A 26,050-nucleotide genomic window follows, 5' to 3' on the forward strand; every position below is an offset into this window, starting at 1 on the left:
GCGGCTGCCCCACACGGCCCGCCATTGAACAGGCGTCACCATGCTACCGACGTAAAAAAACCGCTTGCGCGGCCTTTATCGGCCTAGACGTTCCGGGGTTCCAATCCCGGCTTCCTCTGTTTCGGAAGCGTTGCCATCATGCGTCGGATGGCATCCGGCCGTCAAGCCCCCGCAGCGTCATTCATCGGGGCAGGCGCGCACGCGGGCCCGCTCCCGCCAGGTGATCAGGTCGGGTAGTGGCAGGGCTGCAAGGGTATCGAGGGGCCAATGGAAGATGAGCGCGATGTCGGCAATCGCGTCATCCACGTACTCAGGCAGCCGGAGCGTCGCACGGGGTAGGCGGGCCTGGGCTTGTTCGAGGGCGGTAACGACTTGGGCCGCGGCTTGATAGCCAAACGTGATCAGTTGCCCGACGTCTGCCTCATCATCAAGTCCTGTGGCTTCGTCGATGTTCTGCAGCCGGCATTGGAGGCGCTGGATGGTGCTGGCCTCCATGTTCAGCAAGTCTGCGAGGTTGATCCCCAGCAGATCGGCTGTGCGGATAGGGCTGATTGGGGAGGTCATTGGGTGTCAGCGAAGATGCTGCGGCGCATGGCCTGCGCCTGGCGATCACGCTGGTCCAGGCGACGATCCACTGCGCGTGCAATCTCTTCAGGGGATTGACCTTGGGGGGCAGTGATGTTGAAGGTCGTGGGGGCGCTGTAGTTGAAGGGTTGGCTGAGAGCCGGCCGGAGCGGTTGGGATGGTGCGACAAGGTTGGCGCCCGCTCCAACCAGTGCCTTGGTTCCGACGGGGACTGGGGCGCCGGTTTGGCTGAAGTCGAAGGAGAAGGCGCGCTTGATGGCGGCAAACTTGTCCAGGATGAAGCGGATCTTCTCGGAGATGAAATTGCTGAGACGGTCCCACCACTCGCTGAGCTTAGGGCCGATCGCGTCCCAGTTCTTCCAGATGAGTGCAGCAGCACCTGCCAGGGTGGTGATCAGCAACAGCACGGGATGGCCGCGGGCAATGTTCGCAATGGCGAGCAGCGCATCTTTGACGAACGGGAGGGCTGTCTTTCCTAGGGCAGCAAGGTCGGGGAGGTATTTGCCAACACCGAGGATCTCGAAGCCAGTTTTCAGGATTCCCAGGGGGCCGCTGATCGCCCAGGCGGCGAGGGCGAGTGTCCCTACGGCCCCCGCGAGTCCGGCAAACAGGGCGGTGCCGACCACCAGCACCTTGGAGAGTCCCGGGTACTCATCGATGAACTTGGTCAGCCCGCCAACCATGCGACCCGCGAGGTCCATGATTTTCTGGGCTGCAGGCTCCAGCAGGGTGCCGACCTTGGTGCTGAATTCGTTGAATGTGCCTCCAAGGGCGTCCCACCGGTTTTGGAGGGTGCCAAGGGATTCGTTGACGCGGTCGTTGAGGTTGGCCTGCTTGTCCATCTTCTCAAGGGCGTCCTGGAACCCTTGCATGCCGTTCTTGATGAAGATGGCGGCTGGGCGGCCGCCTTCAGTGTCGAAGAGCTTCTTGAGGATGCGTTCCTGCTGCTGGGGGTTGAACTGCTTGAGCTTCTCAAGCTCCTGAACCATCTTGCCGAAGCCGGCAAATTGGCCGGCGGCGTCGAAGAAATCGAACTTGATGTTCTTGGAGGCGAGTAGATCTCGGACGTACTTGCCTTCAGAGCCTCTGGCGTCGTCGAGTTTGTTGACGTTGGCCATGGCCTTGAGCATGTGGGCGAAGTTGGTGCCGAAGCTGGAGCCTTCGAGCCCGACGCCGGCGGCCATGCCTTGCAGGGCCAGGTATTCCTTCATCTTCTGCAGGTCGCCGACGAGGCCCTTGATGTTGATGTCTGTGCCCGAGTAAGACATCGCTTCGTAGATCTGATCGGGCTTGAGGCCGAAGCCGAAGCGGGCGCGCTGCATGAGGTCGGCGCCAGCAGGTAGGTCGCGGTCTTGCAGTCCATGGACTTCGCGGGCCTTGGCGATGAATTCGGCGGCGCGATCCTTTTCCAACTTGAGGAGCACGGCGAGGTAACTGGTGGCTTCCAAGCCGCCGTCGACGATGCTCTTGAAGTTGACGCCCTGCTCTACCAGGGCTTTGCCAGCGAGCATGAAATCTTGACCGGTGCCTGGCAGGCGGGCGCCGAGTTCGCGGGCCTTGGTCGCGATCTTGTCGAACTCCTCGGGCACGCGCTTCCCGGATTCCATCATGGCGATCTTGAGATCGGTGGTGGCCGTTTGCAGGTCCGCAAAGTCTTTGACGGATTTGAGGAGAGGGAGGCCAGTGGCAGTTCCTGTTCCGACCGCCGCTGTGCCTGCGCCCAACAGCTGCCCTCGCATCTCCTGTGTTGCCTTCCAGTTCCGCTGGATGTCCCGAATTTTCGAAAGCTGGGCTCCCTGCCGTTCCAGTTGCCCGGTCGCCGAGGCGATCTGCTTCGCGAGATGAGCCTGCCGGTTTGCCAGCTCGTTGATCGGGATCTTGGCGCGCTCCATGTCGGCGGTCGCCGTGCGTTGGGCCTGGGAGGCGCGGTCGTGGGCTGCGTTGAGGCTGCTCAGCTCACGGGTGGCGGCCTTGTATTCGGTGGCGAGGGCCTGGGTGCGGTTGCGTTGCGCGGCCTGCTGTTCGAGCTGCCGGGTGGTGGCGCTGATCTTGTCGTTGAGGGCGCGTTGGCGGCTGGCGAGCTCGGCAATGGGGATGCCGGCGCGCAGCATGTCCGCCGTTGCCTGGCGCTGGGCCTTGGTGGCCGCGATGTGGGCGCGCTCCAGCTTGGCCAGTTGGGCAGTGGCGAGCTTGTAGTCCTGGGTGAGTTCAAGGGTGGGCCGGTCGGTAGCGGCGAGGGCGGTGCCGAGGCTGCGCACTTTCTCGCGGGCGGCATCGAGCTGGCGGGCGGTGTCGGATACGGTGCCGAGGGCGCGGCTGAATGTGTCGAGCTGCGCCCGCTGGGCGGTGAGGGCCTTGAGCTCGCCCTGCAGCTTGGCCGTGGGGGCTTCAGCCGCCGCGAGGGCAGTGCCGAGGTTGCGCACCTTTTCCCGGGCCGCATCGAGGGCCTGGGCGGTTTCGGTGACGCGGGCGGTGGTGGTGCGGAAGGATTCGAGCTGCTTGTTCTGGGCGTTGAGGTCGCGCAGGCGGTCGCGGGTTTCCTTGGCCGCCCGGCCCAGTGCGCTGGTGCCCTTGAGGATGCCCTGCAGCGGCTTGGTGGCGTTGTCGAGTGATTCGAGGATGACTTTGAGGCGCAGGGTATCCATGTAGATCTCGCTTCAGATGAAGGGCTGCGCATTGGGAGCTCACGGGCTCCCGTTTGCCGAGGTGGATCAGTTCAGTCCCAGGTGTTCAACTTCCATCTGCACGTTGTCGGGCAGAAGGGTTGCCACCAGGCGAATGCAGAACTTGGCGAGGTCCGAGGCTTCGAGTTGATTGACCTCGTATGCCGTCAGAGTGGGGGTGCTCACGCGGGGAATGGTGGTCAGTACGGCATCCACCTTCATGTCAAAGAGATCGGAGAGCGAGATCCCCCGCAGCTCGCCTGCCTTCGGCTTGCGCAGCTGCACGGTGCGAATCTCCGTTTCACCCCGCTTGATGGGGTGGTCCAGCTCAACGGTGGTCAGGGAGCCAGCATTGGTGGTGGCAGTCGTAGTCATTTCAGTTCCTTGGTTGAAGGTTGGGTGTAGCCGTTTCGGCCTTGGGCTGTGAGGGCCGGTTGTGGAGGTCTGGTGATGGTCGATCGGAAGGCCGCGCAAGGCCGTTAGAACCCTCAGCGCGCAGTCGGGACCCCGCCACGCCTGCGCACTTCATCGAGTGCTTTCTGTGCGCCTGTGCGGAGCCGTGGAGGGCATAGCCGTCTTGGTGGAGACATCGGTTTCATCCTCTGCACTGTCATGTGCAGAGTTGTGCACATTGGCTGTGCGCTCCTGTTCTGGAGATGGATGACAAGTTCTAGCCTTGGCTCTTGCGACTCTCGCGGCACTAAAGTAGTGCTTGCCACCTATGGAGTGGCTAGTCGATCGGGATATGTGCTTGTAGTCCCTTAGCGTTTTGTCTTCCGCTAGGAACGTTTCCCCGATGATCCGCTCCGTGCTCATGAAGGCAACGAAGGCGCACTGGCACTGTTCGTTTTGGCAGTGCAAAAAGCATTCTTGGACGATGGTTGAGAGTGGTCGCGAGCCTCGAATGACCGTGTATCCACCGCAGGCTGGGCACTTGAGTGAGGCCATTGCTGTTACCCTCAGATGCGTTGTGCTTGGCGATTGGCCTGAGCGGCAGCGAAACGCTGCTTCATGGTCTCGTCGGCGGTTGCTCGGCTGCGGATGGCGTTCACTGGGAGTGCGCGCCAGTCTTTCAGGCCATCGATGATGCGCTGCATGTCCTGGTCGGCACGGATCAGCACGGTCTCGGGCTGGATCTGCAGGCCTTCAGTCCAGTTGCCGTTGATCATGGCGGCCGTGTATTGGATGTACTTGAGTGCCTTGACCATGGAGGGATTGCGGGTGTCGCCGCCATTGCGGCGGCGGTGCTCGGGGTCCTGATAGTCGAAGAAGGTACCGGCCATGGCTGCCTGGACGAGCATGTGCTCCAAGCACTCGCGGGTCATCGCTACCAGTTCCCGGTAGCGGATCTCGAGGTCTTCGAAGTTCTCCATAAAGTACTGCTGCGCGAGTCGACGGGCGCGGCGGAAGCACTCGGTGCGTTCGAACTCCACCGAGGAAAGCTCGGCTTGAAGTTCGACGAGGGCCGCCTTCAGTTCCGCAGGTCTGGCGGGGAAGTCATCATCGAGTTCGTGCAACTCGGTGATGCGGCCTTCGAAGTGGATCCTGTCTTCCGGGTTCGGCTTTTTACCGGTCAGTAGGGCGCCCTTGATCTTCTCGGTTTGCTTGGTGAGAAGCCGGGCGGCTTCGGCGGACTTCCGTTCCGCTTTCGCCAGGTGTGCTGTTCCCGCGGAAATGGCTTTGTTCAGCCTACTGCATTGCTTGTCTAGTTCCTCGATGCGCTGGCGGTTTTTCAGCAGAGACGAGAAATCCGGCTCCCGGTCGGTCTGCATCACGCTGCCCATGGTCACGTTCAGGCTGTTGACGGTGTAGTTGTGCATATGGATCTCCAGGAGGGGTTAGCTGATGAACTCGATGTTCTCGATGAGCACGCACTGATCGGGCTGTTCGATCACATAGGCCTCATTGATGGACTGGTAATCCTCGATCCGATTACGGGCGGGGTTGTCGGCCACGCGACGCCGGCGAGTGCCGCGTTGCCAGTAAATCGAGAGGTTGGACAGCGGGGTGATCATCAGCGACCGTTCGGGGAAGAACGGCACTTCAACCACGGGGATCGTTCCGGCCAGCTTCTTCGAATACCGGATCACGTCGGCCGCCATCATTTCAGAGGGGGGCTGAGTGGCATTCATGATGGGAAAGAGGCGGTCGGCGCCCAGTGCGCGGCCCATGATGGCGACGTAGCCAAAGCTCATATCCTGATACCAGGACGGAATCAGGTTGTTGAAAACGTCGCGTGCGAGGGCGTCGATGGTGCTGTAGTCGCCAGTCATGCCAACCAGAACCTTGCCGGAGCCGTGGAGGCATTCGGAGAGGACATTGCCGGGCCGTGCAATGCGCAGTTTCTGGATCCAACCGATGTTGACGTCCTGCAGCAGGGGATTCGCGACGCGGTTGGTAGTGGCAGCGGCAGAGGCGCCGTTCCAGCCGATCATGAGCCGATCACGCCCCATTTGCTGGAGGATGGAATTGCGAATCCGAGTCTGAAAATCCGGGAACTTGGCCCATTGATCCAGCTTTGCATATTCAATGGACGTATCGAAGTTGGTCTGCCTGCACTGGTAACCCGTCCCGTCCAAGGTGATCGGATCGGCCAGCGTGCGACCGGCGGGGTCGGCCGTCCGCCCGGCAATCGGGCCCGTCACGTTCAGACCCAACAGATCTCCAGCCGCTTCATCAACGGCTTGGATGTTGATCAGGCTCAGAAACTCGGAGGTTTCCTGCATCTTCGTTTCCAGGGCCTGCGCAACTGAGGGGGCCACGGTGAAGTTGCGTTCGGTGCTCTCGGCGCCGTTCATCCTGGCCAGGGCTTGGCGGTAGGCATCCAGCTGTTTGGCAGTACCGGGCTGCATGGCGAAGTGGCTCATGGTTTTCCTGTGTCAGTGTTCAGAGGCAGTCGGGGACTTCCGCGATGGGCTGCCCGTTGGCGTGAGAGGCGAGGAAGGCGTGATCGCCGGCCTTTTCGAGTTGCGCGTGAATGTCGGAGACGCGCTTCTCAGCGACGAACAGCTCCACGCGCAGAGTCATGATTTCGGCATTGCTAAGGGATGTCGGGTTAGACATTGGCTATGTTCCTCAAGGTAGTTGCGGTGTGAATCGGGGGGCGGGCTGGGCGGCGAGTAGCGTTGGGGGCCATTTCGAAGCCCTGTCGGATGAAACTTGGGTGCTGTCGCAGTGCTCGGCTGAGGACTGGTGCGTACAGTTATTGACACGAGTCCAAGGCGCGGCGGCCCGGGCGGGCCTTGCTTTGTCCGGGCTCGAAGCGCGGCGAATCTCCCACTTGAAGCGGCGACTCTCGAAGGCGCGGTCCTTGTGGGTATCGAGCACGCCGTACACGCCCGCCGGGCGGGTTTCACCGTAGCGGGTGAGGGAGGCGGGCTCCGGCGCCCGCGCAATCGGGCACCAGCGTTCGCCGGAACGGGTCTTCGCCAGGGAAACGGCAAGATCCTTGCGAGCCACTGCCGGACCGCCTTGGCATTTCACGTAGCTCGCCCAGTCGCCCGCGTCGGCGGCCTGGCGGGCGGTCTCGATCAGGGGCGTATGCTCGGGCGCGGCCTCCATGCGGCGCAGCTCGCGCCACACGCCGACCGGCGCGCCGCCAACCTGCTGAAACTGCCGGATACCCCACGTGGACGCCCACGCATTCACCCGCGCCGCACCCTCAATGGCGTCGTCGCCGAACAGATCCTGCTGCACCTTGTAGCCGTCAATGTTCTTGGCGATGTACTTCAGGATGTAGCCCGTTGCCGAATGGGCCGCGTCCATCTTGATCGGCACGAACTTCACCCGATTCTTCAGGGCCCCGGGTTCGTCCGGGCTGTGTTGGGTCAGAAAGTAGCGGGTGACGGCTTCGCGCACCGGCTTGACGGCGGCGGCCGGCATGAACAGCAGCAGATGCCAGTGAGGGGCGCCGTCCTGGTGGGGTTCGGCGATCCGGAAGCCATAGAGACGGATCCCGCGGCGCTGCAGGTAAGCGCGAGTCTTCGCCCAGGCCTTGCACAGATGCTGCTGTGCTTCCCGCGGCGTGGTGCCATCGAAGGAAGGGTTGTCCCGCACGCTCACCGGCAGCCCCTTGCGGTACACCGCGCGCTTGGCGTGCATGGCAGAGGGGCAGGTGACGGTGATGAAGAAGGCTGCATGCTCCAAGCCTCGGGCGATCTCCTCGAAGCCCCGGGCGCGGGCTAACAGCTCTCCGCGGCGGATGGCGGGGTTTGCAGTGCTCTTCTCGGCCAGCTCGGCAAGGGTGGCTGCGTAGTCGTGTTGGTTGACCGCTTCCAGCCCCTCCAGGTAAGCAGCGTTGCGCCGCTTCTGCCGCTCCCACCGCCTCACGTTGGCGTTGGTCACATACTTCTGCTTCTTGGCATGCACGATGCCGAATAGCTCGATCGCGCAGGCTTCCTTGGTGCGCTGGTGCAGCCGGCCCACCTGGCGGCGCCACCACTTGCGGCAAACCATGCGAGCGATGGCACCCCTAACCTCTTCCTCGGTGCCGTCCTTCACGGCGGGTGGCTCAATGAAGTTGTCGACGCAGAAAGCGCAAAGCGCCCGATAGGTGCCGATCATGGAAAAGTCATTCGAGGCGCTCGCGGCCCTCTTGGGGCGCTGGAGCTCAAACGCTTGTCGGGCGAGGCGGTCGGCCTTGGCCTGGACGTCGTCATCGGTGGCGGACAGGGGCACCGGCAGGGGGAGTGCTCGCAGGCGCTCGCCGATCTCCCTAAGCCAGGTGTTGGCCGCGGCCTCACCCTTGGAGGTGCGCCGCAGCTCATACCCGGCGGTCACTTCCGGGCGCCATTCGTAGGGGACGGGCGCCAGGCAGTAGGCGACGAACTCCTCATCGGCCCGGCGCGTTCCGGCGCTGCCGGCCGTGGGCCGCCACGGGGTGCGAAGGCGTGAGGGGATGGCACGATGGCGCATCACTGCCCAGCTCCCTCGATTTCCAACTCGGCGCAAAAGGCGCCCAGCCATTCATCCATCTTGCGTGCTCGGGCCACGATTACCGGGCGCATCGCCGCGGGGATCTTCAGCCACGGCAGCGCAGCCACGTCATCGGGGCGGGGTACCTGGGCAATGATCGCGAGTAGGCGCCGGTCCTGGGGCGTTCCCTTATCCCATGCCCGGCCGAAGGCGGAGGCCGGCACGTCACCCAGCCCTGCAGCCTTCCGGGCGTGCGGAAGCCAGCGAGCGGCGATTTCGCGGAAGGTGGACACGGCCCAGGGCCCCGATCAGGCGTCGAAGGTCGGGCGGATGGCTGGCCAGTAGGTGCGGCCGTTGGCGCGCTTTTCCGGCTTCACGCCGTAGTAGCTGCCGCGGGAGCACAGGTGCTGCCGGACAGTGTTGGGCTTGATACCGTTGAGCGTGGCGAACTCAGCGGTAGTGAGTTCGCAGGGAAGGTCGGCTTGTTGTGCAGCGGCAGGTTTGGCGGCGGTTTCCATGTTTGCACCCAGCTGTTTGTTTGTCTGTGCGCTGAATCATGGTTATGTGTGCTGCGCCTGCGTGCTAAGCGTTGCAGAGTCGTTAATCGTCGGCTAATCGTCGGCTAATCGTCGGTTTAGCGTTGTCCCCGTGGTACTTCTTTTGCCTGCGTACTCGTGCGTCAAAGGCTTGAAAATCAGTGGGCTTCTTCGTGCCTTCGCGAAGTGCTCTCCTGGAGCTGTCATAACTAAGCTCCGGCCATCTGTTGATGTTGGTAACGATCCATCGCCAGAGGTCTCGAGTCTCACCTTCAGGTACCGCCTTGATGGCGTCCTCCAGCGCATCCGCGATGAAGTCCTTCCGTCGTTTCACCTGCGATCCCAAGGGCTCGGTTTGGCTTGGGGGGTGTTGGGCGGCGATAACGCCTTGAGTCGCCAATTGCAAAATCGGAAACGCATCAATCGCAATACCCATTTTTTCAATCCAAGCCTTTGCTTCATCCGCTCGTAGCATTAGCCGGTCGTGAGGCATCATTGCTGGCAGTGACGAGAGGGTGTCGTTCTCCAGACACCACGAACGATCATTTACGGGAATTCCACTTCCCTGTTCGCGGGCAACAAGACTTCCGTCCAAAAGGGCAGCCTTGATTGTCCGGATGAAGGCCCTTCCAGACTCGCAAGCAGCGAGCTCCTTTCGCGATTCCAAGGGCTCCGCCTTGTGAGCTGCAAATGCTGCATTCCAGGCCAACTCCGCGATGGGGACAAGTCGGCAGTGTCCCGATTCGAGTTGCTTGATACGGGCTTCAAATTCGATCTTGCCGTCCTCAATTTCTTGGACTCCCTCTGCCCGGATATGGTTGATCTTGGCTTGAGCCTCAAGAGGCATCCCTGCGTATATCTTTGAAAATATCTGATCGATTTCCGCTTGTTTCTCGGGAGAAAGCTTCACCATGGGGCACCCCTTCGTGGCGTTCCTTCATTGGGATGCCGCGCCAGGTCGGTGAAGGTGTCCGGCTTTTCGCCCGGCCAAAGGCTAGGCGCGGCATGATCGGAAAACGTTGTGCTCAGACGGTCAGCGCGTCGATTACAGCCTTGGGGTTCCGTTCGATGACGTTCAGCAGCACGAGTGCGGGGCCGTGGGGAGAACGGTCGCCACGTTCCCAGTGGCGGAGGGTGGCCTTGGAGAAGCCAAAGCGGGCGGCAAACTGTTCCTGAGTCATCCCCACCTTGGCACGCAGAGCCTTCACATCCACCGGCCGGGGGCGATGGATGATGGTGTCCTTGGTAAGGCCTTCCGCGTGGTCTATAGCCTCCAGCAGGCCGCGCTTGATGCTTTCAAATGCAGTGCTCATTTCCGTTTCTTCCTCCATGCAGCAACCAGCAAAGTGACCAGTTCTGCCAATTCGTTGCGCTGGGCCTTTGTCAGATTGGCTCGGTCGCCCTTGGCAAATAGCGTCAGCAAGTAGAGGGGCATACCTTCATCATGGAAGTAGTAGATGACACGTACGCCGCCGCTCTTACCCTGGCCCCCACGCCCCCAACGTAGCTTCCGGATACCGCCGGTGCCTTCCATCAAATCGCCGTCCCGAGGGTGTTCAGCCAGGTAGCTGATCAGGTCTCGCCGTTCTGCTTCGCCGAGGAGCTTTTCTGCTTGCCTGGCAAAGCTGCCCAGTTCGGCAACGGTGAGCATGTTTAAATTGTAATCCATTGGGACTGTTAAGTTCAGGCTGCCAGTTCAACTTTACTTTGCGACGAGGCGCGGGCCGGCGGCTGCTTCTGCGGGGTGTTCCATGCCTGCTTGCTCGAGCAGCCAGGCTTCAATCTTGGTGTGCCACATGCGTAGCAGGTCGAGCGGTCGGACCCGGTAATGTTTTTCCGCGGTGGCGCTGGGCTTGTGGCCCATGATCTGCGCCACCACGCCGGCGGGCGTTTCTGTCCATTCGGCCAGGGAGCCAAAGCTGCGGCGCAGGCCGTGCAGGGTGAGGTGTTCGATACCGGCGCGGCGGTAGGCCTGCTTGTGCTGGTTGCTCGGATCCTGCAGCCAACCAGTTGCAGATTGCGAGCTGCTGAACACCCAAGGGGAGGGCTGCCAGGGTTCAGTGGCTACAGCCTCTTCCTGTTGATCCGTCCTCAATCGAGTGGGTTGTCGGAGCGGCGTCTCGTTCCTCGCCTTCAACTCGCGTAGCAGGGCGGCGAAGTAGGGCGTGAGAGGTATCGTTCGATCCCCTTCGACCTTGTCGCGCAGGGTCAAGCTGTTCCACTGGAAGTCGACGTCATCCCACTTCAGAATGCAGAGTTCCCCTGGGCGGGCGCCGGTCAGAAGGATTCCTTGCAGATAGGCAGCTACCACGGGGCTGTGCAGGCGCCTCACCTCCCGAAACCACGCTTCGAGCTGCTCCCGCAGTAGTGCATCCTTCCGGGCCTTCTTCTTCGGCAATTCCTGCTGCACGACCTTGGTTGTGCAGGCGGTGGGGTCAGCCTGGTCACGGTACTCGGCAGTCTCGGCGCACCAGTTGAGGAACGCGCGCAGTAGGCTGTAGGCCAGCCTGGCCCGAGTTGGGCGAACGGCGGCCTCTTCCCTTAGCCATGTCTCGATGGTGGAAGCGTTGAGCTGGTTCAGGGGCCTTTCCAGTAGGGGGCGAAGAATGCCGGGCTGAGTGACCCCCTTTCGACCCCGGGGGCGTGGTTCTCCGCCGGGTTTGGCTGCATCCTCATGGCAGGCAATGTGCGCTTCTCCCCAATGGTGGCGGCGTGCACGGATATAATGCGCCCACGCTTCAAGAGCTGGCGCTTGGAACTGGCGGGTTCGCTCAAGCTGCGCGATGGCTTCGGCGTTCTGTTGCCGTTTCTCTTGGCGGGGGTCTCTTCCCTGATCCACAATCACTTGAAGCTGCCGGGCAGCTTCCCGCGCCTGGTCAATGTCCAGGGTGTGCCAGTCGCCTATGGTGATCCGCACGGTGCGACCATCTTTCAACTTGGACTGGAAAATGTAGGACTTGGAGCCGGCTGTTGCGCGGACCCCCAGGCCTGGAGCAACAGCATCCCTGAGGAAGGCTTGTGGCTTGTCTGGAGGGCAGGTGAAACGGCGGATGCGGTCTGTTGTGAGCTTCACGCGCGCCGGCTTCGCAAGGGACTGGTCGAGATCGTCGCTCATCGCTGCTGGGGTTTTGATAACGGTGTACGCCCAGTGTACGCGATTTGCGTAGATAGTTTTGAACGACTCGAGATAGTGCTGTCTTGGTCGTTCGGCCTGAAAGCCTATGTTCTTTCAGGTTTTTTTGAATTTTTTGTGTGTTCGTAGATACAAAAGAATATCTATGAATACTCTAGTTAAGAGGATCATGGATCTTGTCGACCTCCCAAAAACCGAAGAATCGGCCGTTTAGGCCCAAGACCGGCAAGCCGGCAGCCGCGGGCGGTCGCCCGGGTGGAATGGCGGACGGGGGCCCTGCAGGCGGACGTCGCGGACGCGGCCAGTCCGCAGGCGAAGGTGCGCGCCGCGGGCGGCCTGAGCAGGAGCAGGACGGCGGGCGTCAGCCGAAGAGCAACGCCTCGGCCATTGGCGTGAGCGATCTCGGCGGTGGCCGTGGCAACTGGCGTGGACGCCGCAGCGGGCAGGAGGGGGCTTCGGACTCCACCTATCCGCTGGCCAGTAGCGAGCTACTGCCGCCCGCCGAGGGCGAGCGCCGCCGCAAGCCGCAGGACGCCACCTATACCGAGCCCCAGCGGCTGCACAAGGTGCTGGCCGCGGCCGGCATTGGCTCCCGCCGCGAGATCGAGGAATGGATCGTCGCCGGCCGCATCTCCGTGAACGGCGAACCCGCCGACGTGGGGCAGAAGGTCGGGCCCGGCGACAGGGTACGCATCAACGGCAAGCTGATGCCGCTGCGTTTCGCGCCGCGGATCCCGCGGGTTGTGTTGTATCACAAGCCGGAAGGAGAGATCGTGTCGCGGGACGACCCCGAAGGTCGTCCGACGGTGTTCGATCGCCTGCCGGTGCTGCGCAAGGGGCGCTGGATCGCGGTCGGCCGGCTGGACTTCAATACCTCCGGCCTGCTGCTCTTCGTGAATGACGGAGACCTGGCCAACAAGCTGATGCATCCCCGCTACGAGCTGGACCGGGAATACGCGGTCCGTATCCTCGGCGAGCTCGACGAGGCGCAGCGCAACGCGCTGCTGCAGGGGATCGAGCTGGAGGATGGTCCGGCCAAGTTCAATACGCTGCTGGATGCCGGCGGCGAAGGCGCCAACCACTGGTACCGGGTGACCCTGTCCGAAGGTCGCAATCGCGAAGTGCGGCGGATGTTCGAGGCCCTCGGCCTGACCGTCAGCCGCCTGATGCGCGTCCGTTACGGGCCGGTTCTGCTGCCGTCGCGGCTCAAGCGCGGCATGTGGGAGGACATGTCGGTGGAGGATGTCTGTGCGCTGGCCGGGTTGCCGAAGCCCGTCGATGCTGGTGGCAAGGGGCGGCGGCCGGCTCGGCAGCCCCGTCGCCAGACTGTATCTCCCCGTTGACGTAGGGTTGAAATTGCGCCCGCTTCGGCGGGCTGGTATACTCCTTTCGTTTTACCGGTTCGAAAGAACCGACATCCGGTCGAATTTAAACAGGGATGGGCGTTTCGCCCATTTTTCATTTGTGGGCTAGGAAATGGAGTTGCAGAAACTAATCGAACAGACCGCGGAAGGCCTTGGCTATGAGCTGGTCGACTTCGAAACCTCGCCCCGTGGGCGCCTGATGCGGGTGTTCATCGATTCGCCGAACGGCATCACGGTGGACGATTGCGCCACTGTGAGCAATCAGCTGACCCGGATCTTTGAGGTCGAGAACGTCGATTACGACCGTCTCGAAGTCTCCTCCCCCGGGTTGGATCGGGCTCTCAAGAAGCCCGCCGATTTTGAACGTTTTGCCGGACAGGATGTGCAGCTACGGTTGAGCATGCCGATCGCCAATCAGCGCAATTTCTCCGGTGTGTTGCAAGGTCTGAAGGATGGCGTCGTCGCCATCGAGACGGAAAATGGGTTGATGGAGATCCCGTTTGAAGAAATTGAAAAGGCCCGCCTGGTACCCAGGTTTTGAGGGATTTGGAGGTTAGCAGGTATGAGCCGCGAAATTTTGCTGTTGGTTGATGCGCTGGCCCGCGAGAAGAACGTTTCGAAGGAAATCGTTTTCTCTGCGTTGGAGTCCGCGCTCGCTCAGGCGACCAAAAAGCGTATTCACGACGAAGCCGACGTGCGTGTGTCCATCGACCGGGAAACCGGCGATTACGAGTCTTTCCGTCGTTGGCAGGTGTTGCCCGACGAAGAAGTGGACAATGACGAAGCCCAGATGGGGCTGATCGACGCCCGTGAAGAATACCCGGACATCCAGGTTGGCGATTTTGTGGAAGAAGCGCTGGAGCCCATCGACTTCGGCCGTATCGGTGCGCAGGCTGCCAAGCAGGTCATCCTGCAGAAGGTACGCGACGCCGAGCGCGAGCAGATCCTCAGCGACTTCCTCGAGCGCAAGGAATTCATCATCTCCGGTGCCATCAAGCGCATGGAACGTGGCAATGCGATCATCGAGGTCGGTCGTCTGGAGGCTGTGCTGCCCCGCGACCAGATGATCCCGAAGGAAAACCTGCGCGTCGGCGACCGGGTCAAGGCTTATCTGCTGCGCATCGATCGCGGCGCCCGCGGCCCGCAACTGATTCTGTCGCGCACGGCACCCGAGTTCGTGATTCGCTTGTTCGAACTCGAAGTACCGGAGATTGACGACGGTTTGCTCGAGATCAAGGCTTGTGCCCGTGACCCCGGCCTGCGCGCCAAGATTGGCGTAAAGTCCAACGATCCCCGCATCGATCCGATCGGCACCTGTGTCGGTCTGCGCGGTTCGCGCGTGACGGCGGTCCGTAACGAGATCGGCGGAGAAAATATCGATATCGTGCTGTGGTCGCCGGAGGCTGCCCAGTTCGTGATCGGCGCACTACAGCCCGCGGAAGTGTCTTCCATCGTCGTGGACGAGGAAGCTCATGCGATGGATGTGGTCGTCGATGAAAACAACCTGGCGATCGCCATCGGGCGCAATGGCCAGAACGTGAAGCTGGCTTCCGAGCTGACCGGCTGGACCATCAATCTGATGACCGAAGCCGAATCCGAGCGGAAGTCCGAGGCCGAGCACAGCACGGTTCGCCAGTTGTTCATTTCCAAGCTGGATGTGGACGAAGAGGTGGCCGACATCCTGATCGACGAGGGTTTCTCGTCCCTCGAGGAAATTGCTTACGTGCCGCTGGCCGAGATGCTGGAAATCGAATCGTTCGACGAAGACACGGTCAATGAGCTGCGCAATCGTGCGCGTAACGTGCTCCTGACCGAGGCCATCGTGACCGAAGAGCAGTTGGAGTCCGTCGCTGAGGACATGCTGGGGCTGGAGGGGATGGATAAACCCCTGGCTGCCAAGCTGGCCCAGGGCGGTGTGCATACCCGTGATGAGTTGGCCGATCTGGCAGTGGATGAACTGATGGAAATGTCGGGGCTGGACGAAGAGCGGGCGAAGAATCTGATTACCAAGGCGCGCGCGCACTGGTTCGAGTAATACCCGGAGGTTCATCAAGATGGGACAGACAACCGTTACACAATTTGCCGGCGAACTTAAGATGCCGGCCTCCGTGTTGCTCGAGCAGTTGCAGAAGGCTGGCGTAGACAAGGCGAAGGAAACCGATCTGCTCTCCGAGCAGGACAAGAATCGTCTTCTCGACTTTCTCCGCCGGGCCCACGGCGACTCCGCGTCCAAGGCGAAGATCACCCTGACCCGCAAGCAGACCAGCGAGATCAAGGCGACCGACTCCACGGGGCGTGCGCGCACCGTGCAGGTCGAAGTACGCAAGAAGCGCGTCTTCGTTAAGCGCGACGAGACGTTGGTGCCTGAGACTGCGGCGGCTGCAGCCATGGCAGAGTCGGCTGAGGCGGATATTGTCGTCCCTGAGCTTGAGATGGTGACGGAGCCGGCATCGGTGGAGGTAGAGGTAGATGTCGTGGCCGCTCCTGCTCCCGAGCCTGTCGTTGAGGTGGCTCCGGAGCCGGAACCTGAACCCGAGCCGGTCCCCGTGCCCGAGCCCGTCGTCGAGGTGGTGGCCCCCGCTCCCGTGGTCGAGGCCGTCGTGCCGACGCCCGAACCGGCCGCCCCCGAACCTGTTGCTGCTGCGCCTGCGAAGGAGGTTGCGCCGCCGCAGCAGCGTCCGGTGCGCCGTGTCGTGGTCGGCTCGATCCTGTCTGCCGAAGAGAAGGCGTCCCGCGAGCGCGAAGCGCAGCGTAGCGCTGAACTGGCAGCCCGTCAGGCGGCCGATCTGAAGGAAAAGCAGGAGCGCGAAGCGCGCGCTCGCGCTGCGATGCTGCAGCGGGCCGAAGAAGAGAAGCAGCGTCAGGCTGCAGCCGAGAAGGCCAAGGCTGAAGGTGAAGCCGTAACCAAGTCCGGCACGCTGCACAAGCCGGCCAAGGCGGACGACAAGGGTGCGCCGCGCAGCAAGGACGGCAAGAAAGTGGTCGCCAAGGAGGCTGCAAGCGACTCCAAGCGTCGTGGCGCAGGTATCAAGACCCGTGGCGATACGACGGGTGGTGCCGGTGGCTGGCGTGGCGGTGGTCGCAGCGGCGGTCGCAATGGCGGCCGTCAGCAGGATACCCAGAGTTTCGTTGCGCCGACCGAGCCCATCGTGCGCGAAGTGCACGTGCCGGAGACCATCTCCGTTGCCGACCTCGCCCACAAGATGGCGATCAAGGCCACCGAAGTCATCAAGGCCCTGATGAAGATGGGCACTATGGTTACCATCAACCAGGTGCTGGACCAGGACACGGCGATGATCATCGTCGAGGAAATGGGCCACAAGGCGATGGCGGCCAAGCTGGACGATCCGGACGCCTTCCTCGAGGAAAACGCCGAGCACAAGGACTTTGCGCTGGAGCCCCGCGCTCCGGTGGTGACCGTGATGGGCCACGTCGACCACGGCAAGACCTCGCTGCTCGACTACATTCGTCGCGCCAAGGTGGCCGCTGGCGAAGCGGGCGGCATTACCCAGCACATCGGCGCCTACCACGTGGAGACCGAGCGTGGCATGGTGACCTTCCTGGATACCCCGGGTCACGAGGCCTTTACGGCAATGCGTGCCCGTGGTGCCAAGGCCACCGACTTGGTGGTGCTGGTGGTGGCGGCGGACGACGGCGTGATGCCGCAGACCAAGGAAGCCATCCACCACGCGAAGGCGGCGGAAGTGCCCCTGATCGTGGCGGTCAACAAGATCGACAAGCCGGGCGCCAACCCCGAGCGCGTGCGCCAGGAGTTGATCGCTGAAGGCGTGGTTCCGGAAGCCTATGGCGGCGACACCATGTTCGTCGAAGTCTCGGCCAAGACCGGCCATGGCATCGACGACCTTCTCGAAGCCATCCTGCTGCAGGCCGAAGTGCTCGAGCTTACGGCTCCGCAGGAGTCCATGGCCAAGGGCCTGATCATCGAAGCTCGTCTCGACAAGGGCCGTGGCCCGGTGGCCACGCTGCTGGTCCAGTCCGGCACCCTGCGTCGTGGTGACGTGCTGCTGGCTGGCGCTACCTTCGGTCGCGTCCGCGCCATGCTCGACGAAAACGGCAAGGCCATCGAAGAAGCCGGCCCGTCCATTCCGGTCGAGATTCTCGGCTTGTCCGAGGTTCCGGGCGCTGGTGACGAGGTCGTGGCACTGGCCGACGAACGCAAGGCGCGTGAAATCGCCCTGTTCCGTCAAGGCAAGTTCCGTGACGTGAAGCTGGCCAAGCAGCAGGCCGCCAAGCTGGAGAGCATGTTCGAACAGATGGGCGAGGGCGAGGTGAAGACCCTGCCGCTGATCATCAAGGCCGACGTGCAAGGCTCCCAGGAAGCGCTGGCCCACTCGCTGGTCAAGCTGTCCACCGACGAGGTTCGCGTGCAGGTCATCCACGGTGGTGTCGGTGCGATCAGCGAATCCGACGTCAACCTGGCTCAGGCTTCCGGTGCGGTCATCATCGGCTTCAACATCCGTGCCGATGCTAACGCCCGCAAGCTGGCCGAGACCTTCGGAGTGGATCTGCGCTACTACAACATCATCTACGATGCCGTCGATGAGGTTAAGAGCGCGCTGTCCGGCATGCTGGCCCCCGAAAAGCGCGAGCAGGTCCTGGGTATGGTCGAGGTCCGTCAGGTCTTCACGATCTCCAAGGTTGGCACCATCGCCGGTTGTTATGTGCTGGAAGGCCTGGTCAAGCGCAACTCGCTGGTCCGTGTGCTGCGCAACCACGTGGTCATCCACAGCGGCGAACTCGAATCGCTCAAGCGCTTCAAGGACGACGTCAAGGAAGTCAAGTTCGGCTACGAGTGCGGCCTGCAGGTGCGCAATTTCAACGATCTTCAGGAAGGCGACCAGCTCGAGATCTTCGAGATCCAGGAAATCGCCCGGACGCTGTAAGCCATGCCGAAGGAGTTTTCCCGTGGTCAGCGCGTGGCGGAGCAGATCCGCCGCGAACTGGCCGAGCTGATCCGCCTGGAAGTGAAAGATCCCCGCGTCGGTTTCATTACGCTGACCGACGTGGAGATCACCCCCGACTATGCTCACGCCAAGGTGTTCTTCACCTCGATGAAGGGGCAGGAAGGGCTCGAAGAAATCCTGAAGGGGCTGCGTCGTGCCAGTAGCTTCCTGCGGCGCGAGCTGGGGCGCCGGGTGCGTATCCATACGCTGCCCGAGCTGCACTTCCATTACGATCCTTCCGTCGAAACCGGCAACCGGATTTCGGCCTTGATCGACAAGGCTGTCGAGACCGATCGCCAGTTCGCCGCCGATGAAGGTGACGAGCCGGAAGAGGGCGACAAGCCCGACACTGCGGCCTGATACTGCCGGCAGCGCTGACCGCGCTGCCGCTTTTTCTGGAATTTCCTGTTTGACTAAAGCTCCCCAGCGCCGCATCCAGCGGCGTGTCGTCGATGGCGTGCTGTTTCTCGACAAGCCGGTCGGCCTGACGTCCAACCATGCGCTGCAGAAGGCACGGCGTCTGCTGAATGCCGCCAAGGCTGGCCATACGGGTACGCTCGACCCGATGGCGAGCGGCCTGTTGCCGCTGACCTTCGGCGAGGCGACGAAGTTTTCCCAGACCCTGCTCGACGCCGACAAGGGCTACGACGCGACAGTGCTGCTCGGTGTCACTACTACGACGGCCGACGCGGAGGGCGAGGTGCTCGCCCGTGCGGAAGTGCAGGTGTCCGACGCCGAGATCGAAGCGGCCATGGCGCGTCTGCGTGGCGAGATCGAGCAGGTGCCGCCGATGTACTCGGCACTCAAGCACCATGGCAAGGCCTTGTACGAATATGCACGGGCCGGCATCGAGATCCCGCGCGAACCGCGCCGTGTGGCGATCCATCGCTTCGAGTGCCTGGGGCGTGAAGGCGACAGCCTGCATGTCCGGGTGGCCTGCAGCAAGGGAACCTACGTGCGTACGCTGGCATCCGATCTCGGCGCCATGCTGGGCTGTGGCGCGCATCTTACGGCGCTGCGCCGCACGCATATCGGCCCCTTTGCGCTGGATGTGACGACGTCGCTGGCCGATTTCGAGGCGCTCCCGCTGGAAGAGCGGGATGCTCGCCTGGCGCCGGTCGACGCTCTGTTGTCGCACTTGGCCGTCCAGCTCCTGGACGAGGTCCGCATGCGCAGCTTCACTCATGGCCAGTCGGTCACGGTGGAAGAGGGCGTGGCGGGCGTGTTGTTGCGTGTTTATCATGACGAGCGTTTTCTCGGTGTGGGAACGCTCACCGAAGGCGGTGTGTTGGTGCCAACCCGTCTGATGTCAACAGGCACCCAATGAAATTTCTTGAGTAATCCCGCTGGCGTTCGATATAATCGCGCGCTTCGCAAGGCTAAAACTAACCGAGTTAAACAATGGCAATCTCCACTGAACAAAAAGCGCAAATCGTTGGCGACTACGCGCGCGCCAAGGGCGACACCGGTTCTCCGGAAGTGCAAGTCGCTCTGCTTACCGCCCGCATCAACGATCTGACCGGCCACTTCAAGGTTAACGTCAAGGACCACCACTCCCGCCGCGGCCTGCTGATGATGGTGAGCCAGCGTCGCAAGCTCCTCGACTACCTGAAGCGCAAGAACGTCGACGGCTATCGTGAGCTGATCGCCCGCCTTGGTCTGCGCAAGTAAGCGGATAGACGTAGCTTCGTTACTGAACGTGACATTCCTTGCGCATTTTGCGCAGGTTTGATCATGGGCACGGCCGGTGTAAGTCCGAGTGGCTTCGCCGGCTTTGTCACATCTGTGCGCCAGAGAGAACGGCGCTTGACCTCGGCGACGCGTGCGGTTGTTGTTTGCCGCCAGCCGATTGAATGAAAGGACATCCTTTGCCTACCGCAATCAAGAAGAGTTTCACCTACGGCTCCCATACCGTGATCCTGGAGACCGGCGAGATCGCCCGTCAGGCCCACGGTGCGGTGCTCGTCAATATGGACGACACCGTTGTGCTGGCGACCGTTGTGGCAGCCAAGAACGCCAAGCCGGGCCAGGATTTCTTCCCCCTCACCGTCGACTACGTCGAGAAGTTCTACTCCGCGGGCCGTATCCCCGGCGGTTTCTTCAAGCGCGAAGGCCGTCCGACCGAGAAGGAGACGCTGACCTCCCGCCTGATCGATCGTCCGATCCGTCCGCTCTTCCCGGACGGCTTCTATAACGAAGTGCAGGTCATCGCCCAGGTCGTGTCCCTGAACCCCGAAGTGGATGCGGACATCCCGGCGATGATCGCCGCTTCCGCTGCGCTAGCGATTGCCGGCATCCCGTTTGCGGGCCCGATTGGCGCCTGTCGCGTTGGCTACCTGAACGGTGAATACATCCTCAACCCGACCGCTTCCCAACTGCAAACCAGCCAGATGAACCTGGTTGTGGCCGGTACCGAGAGCGCCGTGCTGATGGTTGAGTCCGAAGCCCTGGAGCTGCCGGAAGATGTGATGCTGGGTGGCGTGGTGTTCGGCCACACCCAGATGCAGGCCGCCATCAATGCGATCAACGAACTGGTCGATGTGGCCGGCAAGCCCGAGTGGGACTGGCAGGCTCCCGCCAAGAACGAGGCGCTGATCGCCCGCGTGACCGAAATCGCCGGTGCCAAGATCGAGGAAGCCTTCCGCATCACCGCGAAGCAGGCCCGTTCCGCGCAGCTGTCCGCCATTGGTACCGAAGTGCATGCCGCGCTGACCGCCGAAGGCGTGGAGTTCGACGCGAACACCGTCAATAACATCATCTTCGACCTGGAAGCCAAGGTCGTGCGTGGCCGCATCCTCAGTGGCGAGCCGCGTATCGACGGCCGCGACACCCGTACTGTGCGCCCGATCGACATCCGCGTCGGCGTGCTGCCGCGTACCCACGGCTCCGCGCTGTTCACCCGTGGGGAAACCCAGGCGCTGGTGGTCACCACCCTCGGCACCGGCCGCGACGAGCAGATCATCGATGCGGTGGCCGGCGAGTACCGCGAGCGCTTCATGCTGCACTACAACTTCCCGCCGTTCTCCACCGGTGAGTGCGGTCGTTTCGGCTCTCCGAAGCGTCGCGAGATCGGCCACGGCCGTCTGGCCAAGCGCGCCCTCGCTGCGGTGCTGCCGGGCAAGGAAGAGTTCAGCTACACCGTTCGCGTTGTGTCCGAGATCACCGAATCCAACGGCTCCAGCTCCATGGCGTCCGTTTGCGGTGGCTCCCTGGCCATGATGGACGCCGGTGTGCCGCTGAGCGCGCCGGTGGCTGGCATCGCCATGGGCCTGATCAAGGACGGTGGCCGTTTCGCTGTGCTGACCGACATCCTGGGTGACGAAGATCACCTTGGCGACATGGACTTCAAGGTGGCGGGTACCGAGAAGGGCGTGACCGCGCTGCAGATGGACATCAAGATCCTCGGCATCACCAAGGAAATCATGCAGGTCGCGCTGGCCCAGGCCAAGGAAGGCCGGATGCACATCCTTGATCTGATGAAGACCTCGCTGGGTGAAGCTCGTGGCGAGGTGTCCACCTTCGCGCCGCGCATGATCACGCTGAAGATCAACCCCGAGAAGATCCGTGACGTGATCGGCAAGGGTGGCGCGGTGATCCGTGGTCTGCAGGAAGAAACCGGTACCATCATCGAGATCACCGACGACGGCAACGTGACGATCTCCTCCGTCAGCGCCGAAGGCGCCCAGGAGGCCAAGAAGCGCATCGAAGAGATCACCGCTGAAGTCGAAGTGGGCAAGGTCTACGAAGGTCCGGTGGTCCGTATCCTCGACTTCGGCGCGATCATCAACATCCTGCCGGGCCGTGACGGTCTGCTGCACGTTTCCCAGATCGCCAACGAGCGCGTCAATGCCGTGTCCGACTACCTCAAGGAAGGCCAGGTCGTGCGCGTGAAGGTGCTCGAGACCGACGAAAAGGGTCGCGTGCGTCTGTCCATGAAGGCGCTCCTGAACGAGCAGGCCCCGCAGTAATAACGCGGACTGACTTGTGATGGGAAGAAGGGCGCGCAAGCGCCCTTCTTCATTTTGGGTAGCGCAAGTTGCATGGCCTTGCGGACAAGGGCGGCCGTCGGCTTAGAATCGGGTGCAGGGGGTTGGTGCTGGCGGGAGTGCGCCGTCCTGGGTGCTTGATAACTGTTAGGTGAGCGCGGGTTGCGGAGTACGTGCCGGCGTGGAGTCTGGAAAATGATGCGTCATCAGATGTCTGTATTGACGCCGTCGCCGTGGGTGACGCGTTTTGCGCCCTTGATTGCTGCGGGGGGCGAGGTTCTCGATCTGGCCTGCGGCAGCGGCCGTCACGCGCGCTGGCTGGCCGGGCGGGGATTCCGGGTCGAGGCGGTGGATCGGGATGCGGTGGCGCTGGAGTTGCTGGCGGCGGTGCCGCATGTCCTCACGCGGGACGCTGATCTGGAGGAGGGGCCCTGGCCGTACGAGGGGCGTCAGTTCGATGCGATAGTGGTCACCAATTATCTCTATCGCCCGCGCCTGCCTTTGTTGCTGACTGCGCTGTCCCATGGCGGGGTCCTGATCTACGAGACCTTCATGATCGGCAACGAGCGCTTCGGCAAGCCGAGCAATCCGGATTTCCTGCTGCGCTCCCATGAACTCTTCGAGCGCGTTTCGGGCTCATGCACCGTTCTCGCTTACGAGCAGGGTGAGGTGAGCGAGCCGAAACCGGCGGTCATCCAGCGGATTTGCGCGGTGAAGGGGCATGCGCCTTCGCTGCGCTTGCCAGTTGTGGCGATACCCTAATGGAGTAGGGGGCGGAGTTCCTGCCAGACCGTATCGACGATCAGCGGCTGGGCGGCGGCAATCGGATGGATGCCGTCTTGCTGGAAGCGGTCCGGGCGGTCGGCAAAGCCCTGCATCAGGAAGGGAACAAGGCGGGCCCGGTTGGCCTTGGCCAGGTCCCGGTATGCTCCTTCAAAAGCGTTGGTGTAGCTCGGCCCGTAGTTGGGCGGCATGCGCATGCCGATCAGCAGGATCCTGGCGCCGGCCTGCCGGCTGGCGTCGATCATGCTTTGCAGGTTGGCGCTCATGGCCTTGATCGGCAGACCACGCAGCCCGTCGTTGGCACCGAGTTCGATGATCACGATGGCAGGCTTGTGCTCCTGCAGGGCTGCCGGCAAACGGCTGAGGCCGCCCGCCGTGGTTTCGCCGCTGATGCTGCCATTTACCACTTCGTAAGGCAGCTTGGCCGTGCCGATCTTTTGCCCGAGCAGCACTGGCCAAGCTTCCTGCGGACGCAGGCCGTAGCCTGCGGAAAGGCTGTCGCCCCACACCAGGATCTTGCTGGCGGCCCATGTTGGGCTGCACGCCAGCAACATGCCCAGACACAGCGTGCGGAGAAGGGGCGCCAGCTTCATCGCAGGGCTCAGGCGCTGAGCTTGTCGCCGCAGTGGCCCTGGATGATCTGCAGCAGGGCTGGGAAGATCTTCGGCGTGCCGGCGACCACGTTGCCGGTGTTGAGGTAGTCGGCTTCGCCGGACAGGTCGCTGATCAGGCCACCCGCTTCGCTGATCAGCAGGCTGCCGGCAGCGGTGTCCCAGGGCGACAGGCCGAATTCCCAGAAGCCGTCGAGGCGGCCGGCGGCAACGTAGGCCAGATCGAGGGCCGCGGCGCCCGGACGGCGCAGGCCGGCGGTCTTCTGCGTGAGTTCCTTGAAGATCGCCAGGTAGGTGTCGGCGTGCGTGAACTGGCGGTAGGGGAAGCCGGTGCCGAGCAGCGCATCCTGTAGCTTGACCCGCTTGGAAACGCGGATGCGGCGGTCGTTGAGGAAGGCGCCAGCGCCCTTGGAGGCGGTGAACAGCTCGTTGCGGTTGGGGTCGAAGACGACGGCCTGTTCGACAACGCCCTTGCGGGCCAGTGCGATGGAGATGGCGTACTGGGGGAAACCGTGGATGAAGTTGGTGGTGCCATCGAGCGGGTCGATGATCCACTGGTACTCGGTTTCCGCCTCCGGGCCGGTCTCGCCGGACTCTTCTGCTAGAATGCTGTGGCTCGGATAGGCCTCGCGGAGAACCTGGATGATGGCTTCTTCTGCGGCGCGATCCACTTCCGTCACAAAATCGTTGGGGCTCTTGACCTCGACACGGAGCAGGTCCACATCGAGGGACGCCCGGTTGATGACGGTGGCTGCGCGGCGCGCGGCCTTGATGGCAATGTTCAGTGTGGGATGCATGGTGTCTGGCGAGCTCTGCCGGTACGGGCATCGGATGCCCACCGGTCGACTCTAATTCGGAAAACCGCTTATTTTAATATGAACAACGATGGCGCGCTTGAGCGCGTGCGTGTTGTCCTCACCCGCACCAGTCACCCCGGCAATATCGGTGCCGCCGCCCGGGCCATGAAAACCATGGGTCTGTCGCAGCTGGTGCTGGTCAGCCCCCAGTCTTTTCCTGATCCGGTTGCCACTGCCCGTGCGGCGGGAGCCGACGACATCCTCGAATCCGCCCGTGTCGTGGAGACGCTGGCGGAGGCGCTGGAAGGCACAGTCTTCGCGGCGGCGCTCACCGCGCGCCGGCGTGAGCTTGCCGTGCCGATGAAGTGGGCGCGGGAGGCTGCGGCGGACGTGATCCAGCTGGCAGGTAGTGGTGACGTGGCGCTGGTCTTCGGCAACGAGACCAAGGGGCTGTCCAACGAGGACGTCGCCTTGTGCCACATGCCGGTGAAGGTTCCGGTCAGCGAAACTTATTCTTCCCTCAACCTGGGTGCGGCCGTGCAGTTGCTGTGCTACGAACTGCGCATGGCGGCGATCGATCCGGGGCGCGCGCCGGCGACGGAGTTTGAACCGGCGACCCATGAGCAGATCGAGGGCTTTTACGCCCATCTGGATCGGGCGATCACCGCGAGCGGCTTCTTCAACCCGGAAAGCTCGAAGCGTTTGTGGCCGCGTCTGCGTCGCCTGTATGGGCGGATTCGTCTCGAAAAGGACGAAGTCAATATTCTGCGCGGAATGTTGAGCGCCTTCGAAAAGAAGTAGACTAAAATAGTCGGAAATAAACAGGGCCTGCCGCGGGTTTTCGGCCTGCAGGTGGGCCCGCTTCAGTGCACTTCAGTCCAGGGGGTTCCCTTTCATGTTCCGTCGTCTGCGTGAAGATCTGGCGAATGTTCTCGAACACGACCCAGCCGCACGCTCCAAGTGGGAAGTGCTGACCTGCTATCCCGGCATGCACGCCTTGTGGATGCATCGTTTTGCCCACGCGGCGTGGCTGCGAGGTTTTTACTGGGTCGGGCGCTTTACCAGCCATGTGGCCCGGATGCTGACCGGCGTGGAAATCCATCCGGGCGCTACCATCGGTCGTCGGGTCTTCATTGACCACGGCATGGGCGTCGTCATCGGCGAGACCGCCGTGGTGGGCGACGGCTGTACGATCTACCAGGGGGTCACCCTGGGTGGAACCTCGCTTTACCGTGGTGCCAAGCGGCACCCGACACTGGGTCGCGGTGTCGTCATCGGTGCCGGCGCCAAGGTGCTGGGTGGCTTCGAAGTCGGTGACGGCGCCAAGGTCGGCTCCAATGCGGTCGTCGTCAAGCCTGTTCCGGCGGGGGCGACGGCGGTCGGCAATCCGGCCCGCATCGTCGAAGCCGGTGATAAGGCGAACCGCGAGCGCGAGGCAAAGGCCGAACAGATGGGCTTTACCGCCTACGGCGTGACGCGCGACCTGGACGACCCGGTGTCGAAGGCGCTGCACGGCCTGCTCGATCACGCGGTCGAAACGGATCGGCGCATCCGCGTATTGGTGGAGAAGCTCGTCGACGCGGGAATCTGCGTGGAAGGCACGGCAAAGGCGGAAGACGCCTTCGATCCGAAGGGCCTGGGGAAGATGGTCGACTGACTGCCTGATGCGGGCGGGAAAATAGTTGATTGAATTTGTCGGGTTTGGTATTGTTGA

Annotated in this window: 27 protein-coding genes; 11 read left to right on the forward strand and 16 right to left on the reverse strand. The window is 62.6% G+C overall.

The features are described 5' to 3' along the window. Positions 1–177: 177 nt before the first annotated feature. The 14 genes from AC3QL2_RS19735 to AC3QL2_RS19800 all read right to left on the reverse strand — a co-directional run bounded on the left by AC3QL2_RS19735 (position 178) and on the right by AC3QL2_RS19800 (position 11,813). Complete coding sequence (locus AC3QL2_RS19735) at positions 178–564, reverse strand: GpE family phage tail protein (RefSeq protein ID WP_493233011.1); 387 nt, start codon at positions 562–564, stop codon at positions 178–180. After that, positions 561–3,230 carry a phage tail tape measure protein gene (locus AC3QL2_RS19740; protein WP_493233010.1) on the reverse strand — a complete coding sequence of 890 codons (2,670 nt, stop codon included), beginning with the start codon at positions 3,228–3,230 and terminating at the stop codon, positions 561–563. The genes AC3QL2_RS19735 and AC3QL2_RS19740 overlap by 4 nt, the downstream gene beginning before the upstream one ends. Before the next feature lie 66 nt (positions 3,231–3,296). Next, a complete protein-coding gene (locus tag AC3QL2_RS19745) occupies positions 3,297–3,623 on the reverse strand; it encodes a phage tail assembly protein (RefSeq protein WP_493233009.1) in 327 nt (108 codons plus the stop codon). Positions 3,624–3,773: 150 nt separating this feature from the next. After that, the gene (locus AC3QL2_RS19750) at positions 3,774–4,196 is read right to left on the reverse strand and encodes an ogr/Delta-like zinc finger family protein (protein WP_493233008.1); all 423 of its coding nucleotides are present in this window, start codon (positions 4,194–4,196) and stop codon (positions 3,774–3,776) included. An 11-nt stretch (positions 4,197–4,207) separates the two neighbouring features. After that, positions 4,208–5,068 (reverse strand): hypothetical protein, encoded by an 861-nt coding sequence (locus AC3QL2_RS19755; RefSeq protein ID WP_493233006.1) that lies wholly within the window; start codon positions 5,066–5,068, stop codon positions 4,208–4,210. Positions 5,069–5,086: 18 nt separating this feature from the next. Then, entirely contained in the window at positions 5,087–6,115 is a 1,029-nt protein-coding gene (locus AC3QL2_RS19760) for a phage major capsid protein, P2 family (protein WP_493233005.1), read from the reverse strand. Positions 6,116–6,134: 19 nt separating this feature from the next. Further along, entirely contained in the window at positions 6,135–6,275 is a 141-nt protein-coding gene (locus tag AC3QL2_RS19765; RefSeq protein ID WP_493233004.1) for a hypothetical protein, read from the reverse strand. A gap of 48 nt (positions 6,276–6,323) precedes the next feature. After that, on the reverse strand, positions 6,324–8,162 hold the full coding sequence (locus AC3QL2_RS19770; protein ID WP_493233003.1) for a replication endonuclease: 1,839 nt from the start codon (positions 8,160–8,162) through the stop codon (positions 6,324–6,326). Next, entirely contained in the window at positions 8,162–8,455 is a 294-nt protein-coding gene (locus AC3QL2_RS19775; protein ID WP_493233002.1) for a hypothetical protein, read from the reverse strand. The genes AC3QL2_RS19770 and AC3QL2_RS19775 overlap by 1 nt, the downstream gene beginning before the upstream one ends. A 15-nt stretch (positions 8,456–8,470) precedes the next feature. Continuing rightward, a complete protein-coding gene (locus AC3QL2_RS19780; protein WP_493233000.1) occupies positions 8,471–8,680 on the reverse strand; it encodes a hypothetical protein in 210 nt (69 codons plus the stop codon). Between the two features lie 82 nt (positions 8,681–8,762). After that, positions 8,763–9,611 carry a hypothetical protein gene (locus AC3QL2_RS19785; protein WP_493232999.1) on the reverse strand — a complete coding sequence of 283 codons (849 nt, stop codon included), beginning with the start codon at positions 9,609–9,611 and terminating at the stop codon, positions 8,763–8,765. A 112-nt stretch (positions 9,612–9,723) separates the two neighbouring features. Next, positions 9,724–10,011: a helix-turn-helix domain-containing protein gene (locus AC3QL2_RS19790; RefSeq protein ID WP_493232998.1), complete on the reverse strand. Its 288-nt coding sequence runs from the start codon at positions 10,009–10,011 to the stop codon at positions 9,724–9,726. Further along, a complete protein-coding gene (locus AC3QL2_RS19795; RefSeq protein ID WP_493232997.1) occupies positions 10,008–10,349 on the reverse strand; it encodes a type II toxin-antitoxin system RelE/ParE family toxin in 342 nt (113 codons plus the stop codon). Before AC3QL2_RS19795 ends, AC3QL2_RS19790 begins: the two co-directional genes overlap by 4 nt. A 51-nt stretch (positions 10,350–10,400) precedes the next feature. Beyond that, the gene (locus tag AC3QL2_RS19800; RefSeq protein ID WP_493232996.1) at positions 10,401–11,813 is read right to left on the reverse strand and encodes a tyrosine-type recombinase/integrase; all 1,413 of its coding nucleotides are present in this window, start codon (positions 11,811–11,813) and stop codon (positions 10,401–10,403) included. Positions 11,814–12,223: 410 nt separating this feature from the next. Between AC3QL2_RS19800 and rluB the strand changes: the two genes are divergently transcribed. From rluB to AC3QL2_RS19845, 9 genes are all read left to right on the forward strand, one after another. Next, positions 12,224–13,174, forward strand: coding sequence for a 23S rRNA pseudouridine(2605) synthase RluB (gene rluB / locus AC3QL2_RS19805; RefSeq protein ID WP_493232995.1), 951 nt, complete (start codon positions 12,224–12,226; stop codon positions 13,172–13,174). Between the two features lie 133 nt (positions 13,175–13,307). Then, entirely contained in the window at positions 13,308–13,736 is a 429-nt protein-coding gene (gene rimP, locus AC3QL2_RS19810; RefSeq protein ID WP_493232993.1) for a ribosome maturation factor RimP, read from the forward strand. A 21-nt stretch (positions 13,737–13,757) separates the two neighbouring features. Beyond that, positions 13,758–15,230: a transcription termination factor NusA gene (nusA, locus tag AC3QL2_RS19815; protein WP_481122103.1), complete on the forward strand. Its 1,473-nt coding sequence runs from the start codon at positions 13,758–13,760 to the stop codon at positions 15,228–15,230. A gap of 19 nt (positions 15,231–15,249) precedes the next feature. Then, a complete protein-coding gene (gene infB, locus AC3QL2_RS19820) occupies positions 15,250–18,099 on the forward strand; it encodes a translation initiation factor IF-2 (RefSeq protein WP_493232992.1) in 2,850 nt (949 codons plus the stop codon). Between the two features lie 3 nt (positions 18,100–18,102). After that, entirely contained in the window at positions 18,103–18,519 is a 417-nt protein-coding gene (rbfA, locus tag AC3QL2_RS19825; RefSeq protein WP_493232990.1) for a 30S ribosome-binding factor RbfA, read from the forward strand. A 49-nt stretch (positions 18,520–18,568) separates the two neighbouring features. Continuing rightward, positions 18,569–19,486: a tRNA pseudouridine(55) synthase TruB gene (truB, locus tag AC3QL2_RS19830; RefSeq protein WP_493232989.1), complete on the forward strand. Its 918-nt coding sequence runs from the start codon at positions 18,569–18,571 to the stop codon at positions 19,484–19,486. Positions 19,487–19,560: 74 nt separating this feature from the next. Next, a complete protein-coding gene (gene rpsO / locus AC3QL2_RS19835) occupies positions 19,561–19,830 on the forward strand; it encodes a 30S ribosomal protein S15 (RefSeq protein WP_493232988.1) in 270 nt (89 codons plus the stop codon). A gap of 197 nt (positions 19,831–20,027) precedes the next feature. After that, complete coding sequence (gene pnp, locus AC3QL2_RS19840) at positions 20,028–22,127, forward strand: polyribonucleotide nucleotidyltransferase (protein ID WP_493232987.1); 2,100 nt, start codon at positions 20,028–20,030, stop codon at positions 22,125–22,127. 216 nt (positions 22,128–22,343) lie between these two features. Beyond that, complete coding sequence (locus tag AC3QL2_RS19845) at positions 22,344–22,907, forward strand: class I SAM-dependent methyltransferase (RefSeq protein WP_493233149.1); 564 nt, start codon at positions 22,344–22,346, stop codon at positions 22,905–22,907. Here the strand turns inward: AC3QL2_RS19845 and AC3QL2_RS19850 are convergent. Continuing rightward, the gene (locus tag AC3QL2_RS19850; RefSeq protein WP_493232985.1) at positions 22,904–23,521 is read right to left on the reverse strand and encodes an arylesterase; all 618 of its coding nucleotides are present in this window, start codon (positions 23,519–23,521) and stop codon (positions 22,904–22,906) included. The genes AC3QL2_RS19845 and AC3QL2_RS19850 overlap by 4 nt on opposite strands. 8 nt (positions 23,522–23,529) lie before the next feature. Further along, on the reverse strand, positions 23,530–24,336 hold the full coding sequence (locus tag AC3QL2_RS19855) for an inositol monophosphatase family protein (RefSeq protein WP_079433539.1): 807 nt from the start codon (positions 24,334–24,336) through the stop codon (positions 23,530–23,532). 78 nt (positions 24,337–24,414) lie between these two features. Between AC3QL2_RS19855 and AC3QL2_RS19860 the strand changes: the two genes are divergently transcribed. Both AC3QL2_RS19860 and cysE read left to right on the forward strand, forming a co-directional pair. Continuing rightward, positions 24,415–25,137, forward strand: a complete 723-nt coding sequence (locus AC3QL2_RS19860) for an RNA methyltransferase (RefSeq protein WP_493232984.1) — start codon at positions 24,415–24,417, stop codon at positions 25,135–25,137. Between the two features lie 94 nt (positions 25,138–25,231). Further along, entirely contained in the window at positions 25,232–25,993 is a 762-nt protein-coding gene (cysE, locus tag AC3QL2_RS19865) for a serine O-acetyltransferase (protein ID WP_493232983.1), read from the forward strand. Positions 25,994–26,050 lie beyond the last annotated feature (57 nt).

It is taken from the genome of Zoogloea sp. GW822-FHT05C07, assembly GCF_058800215.1.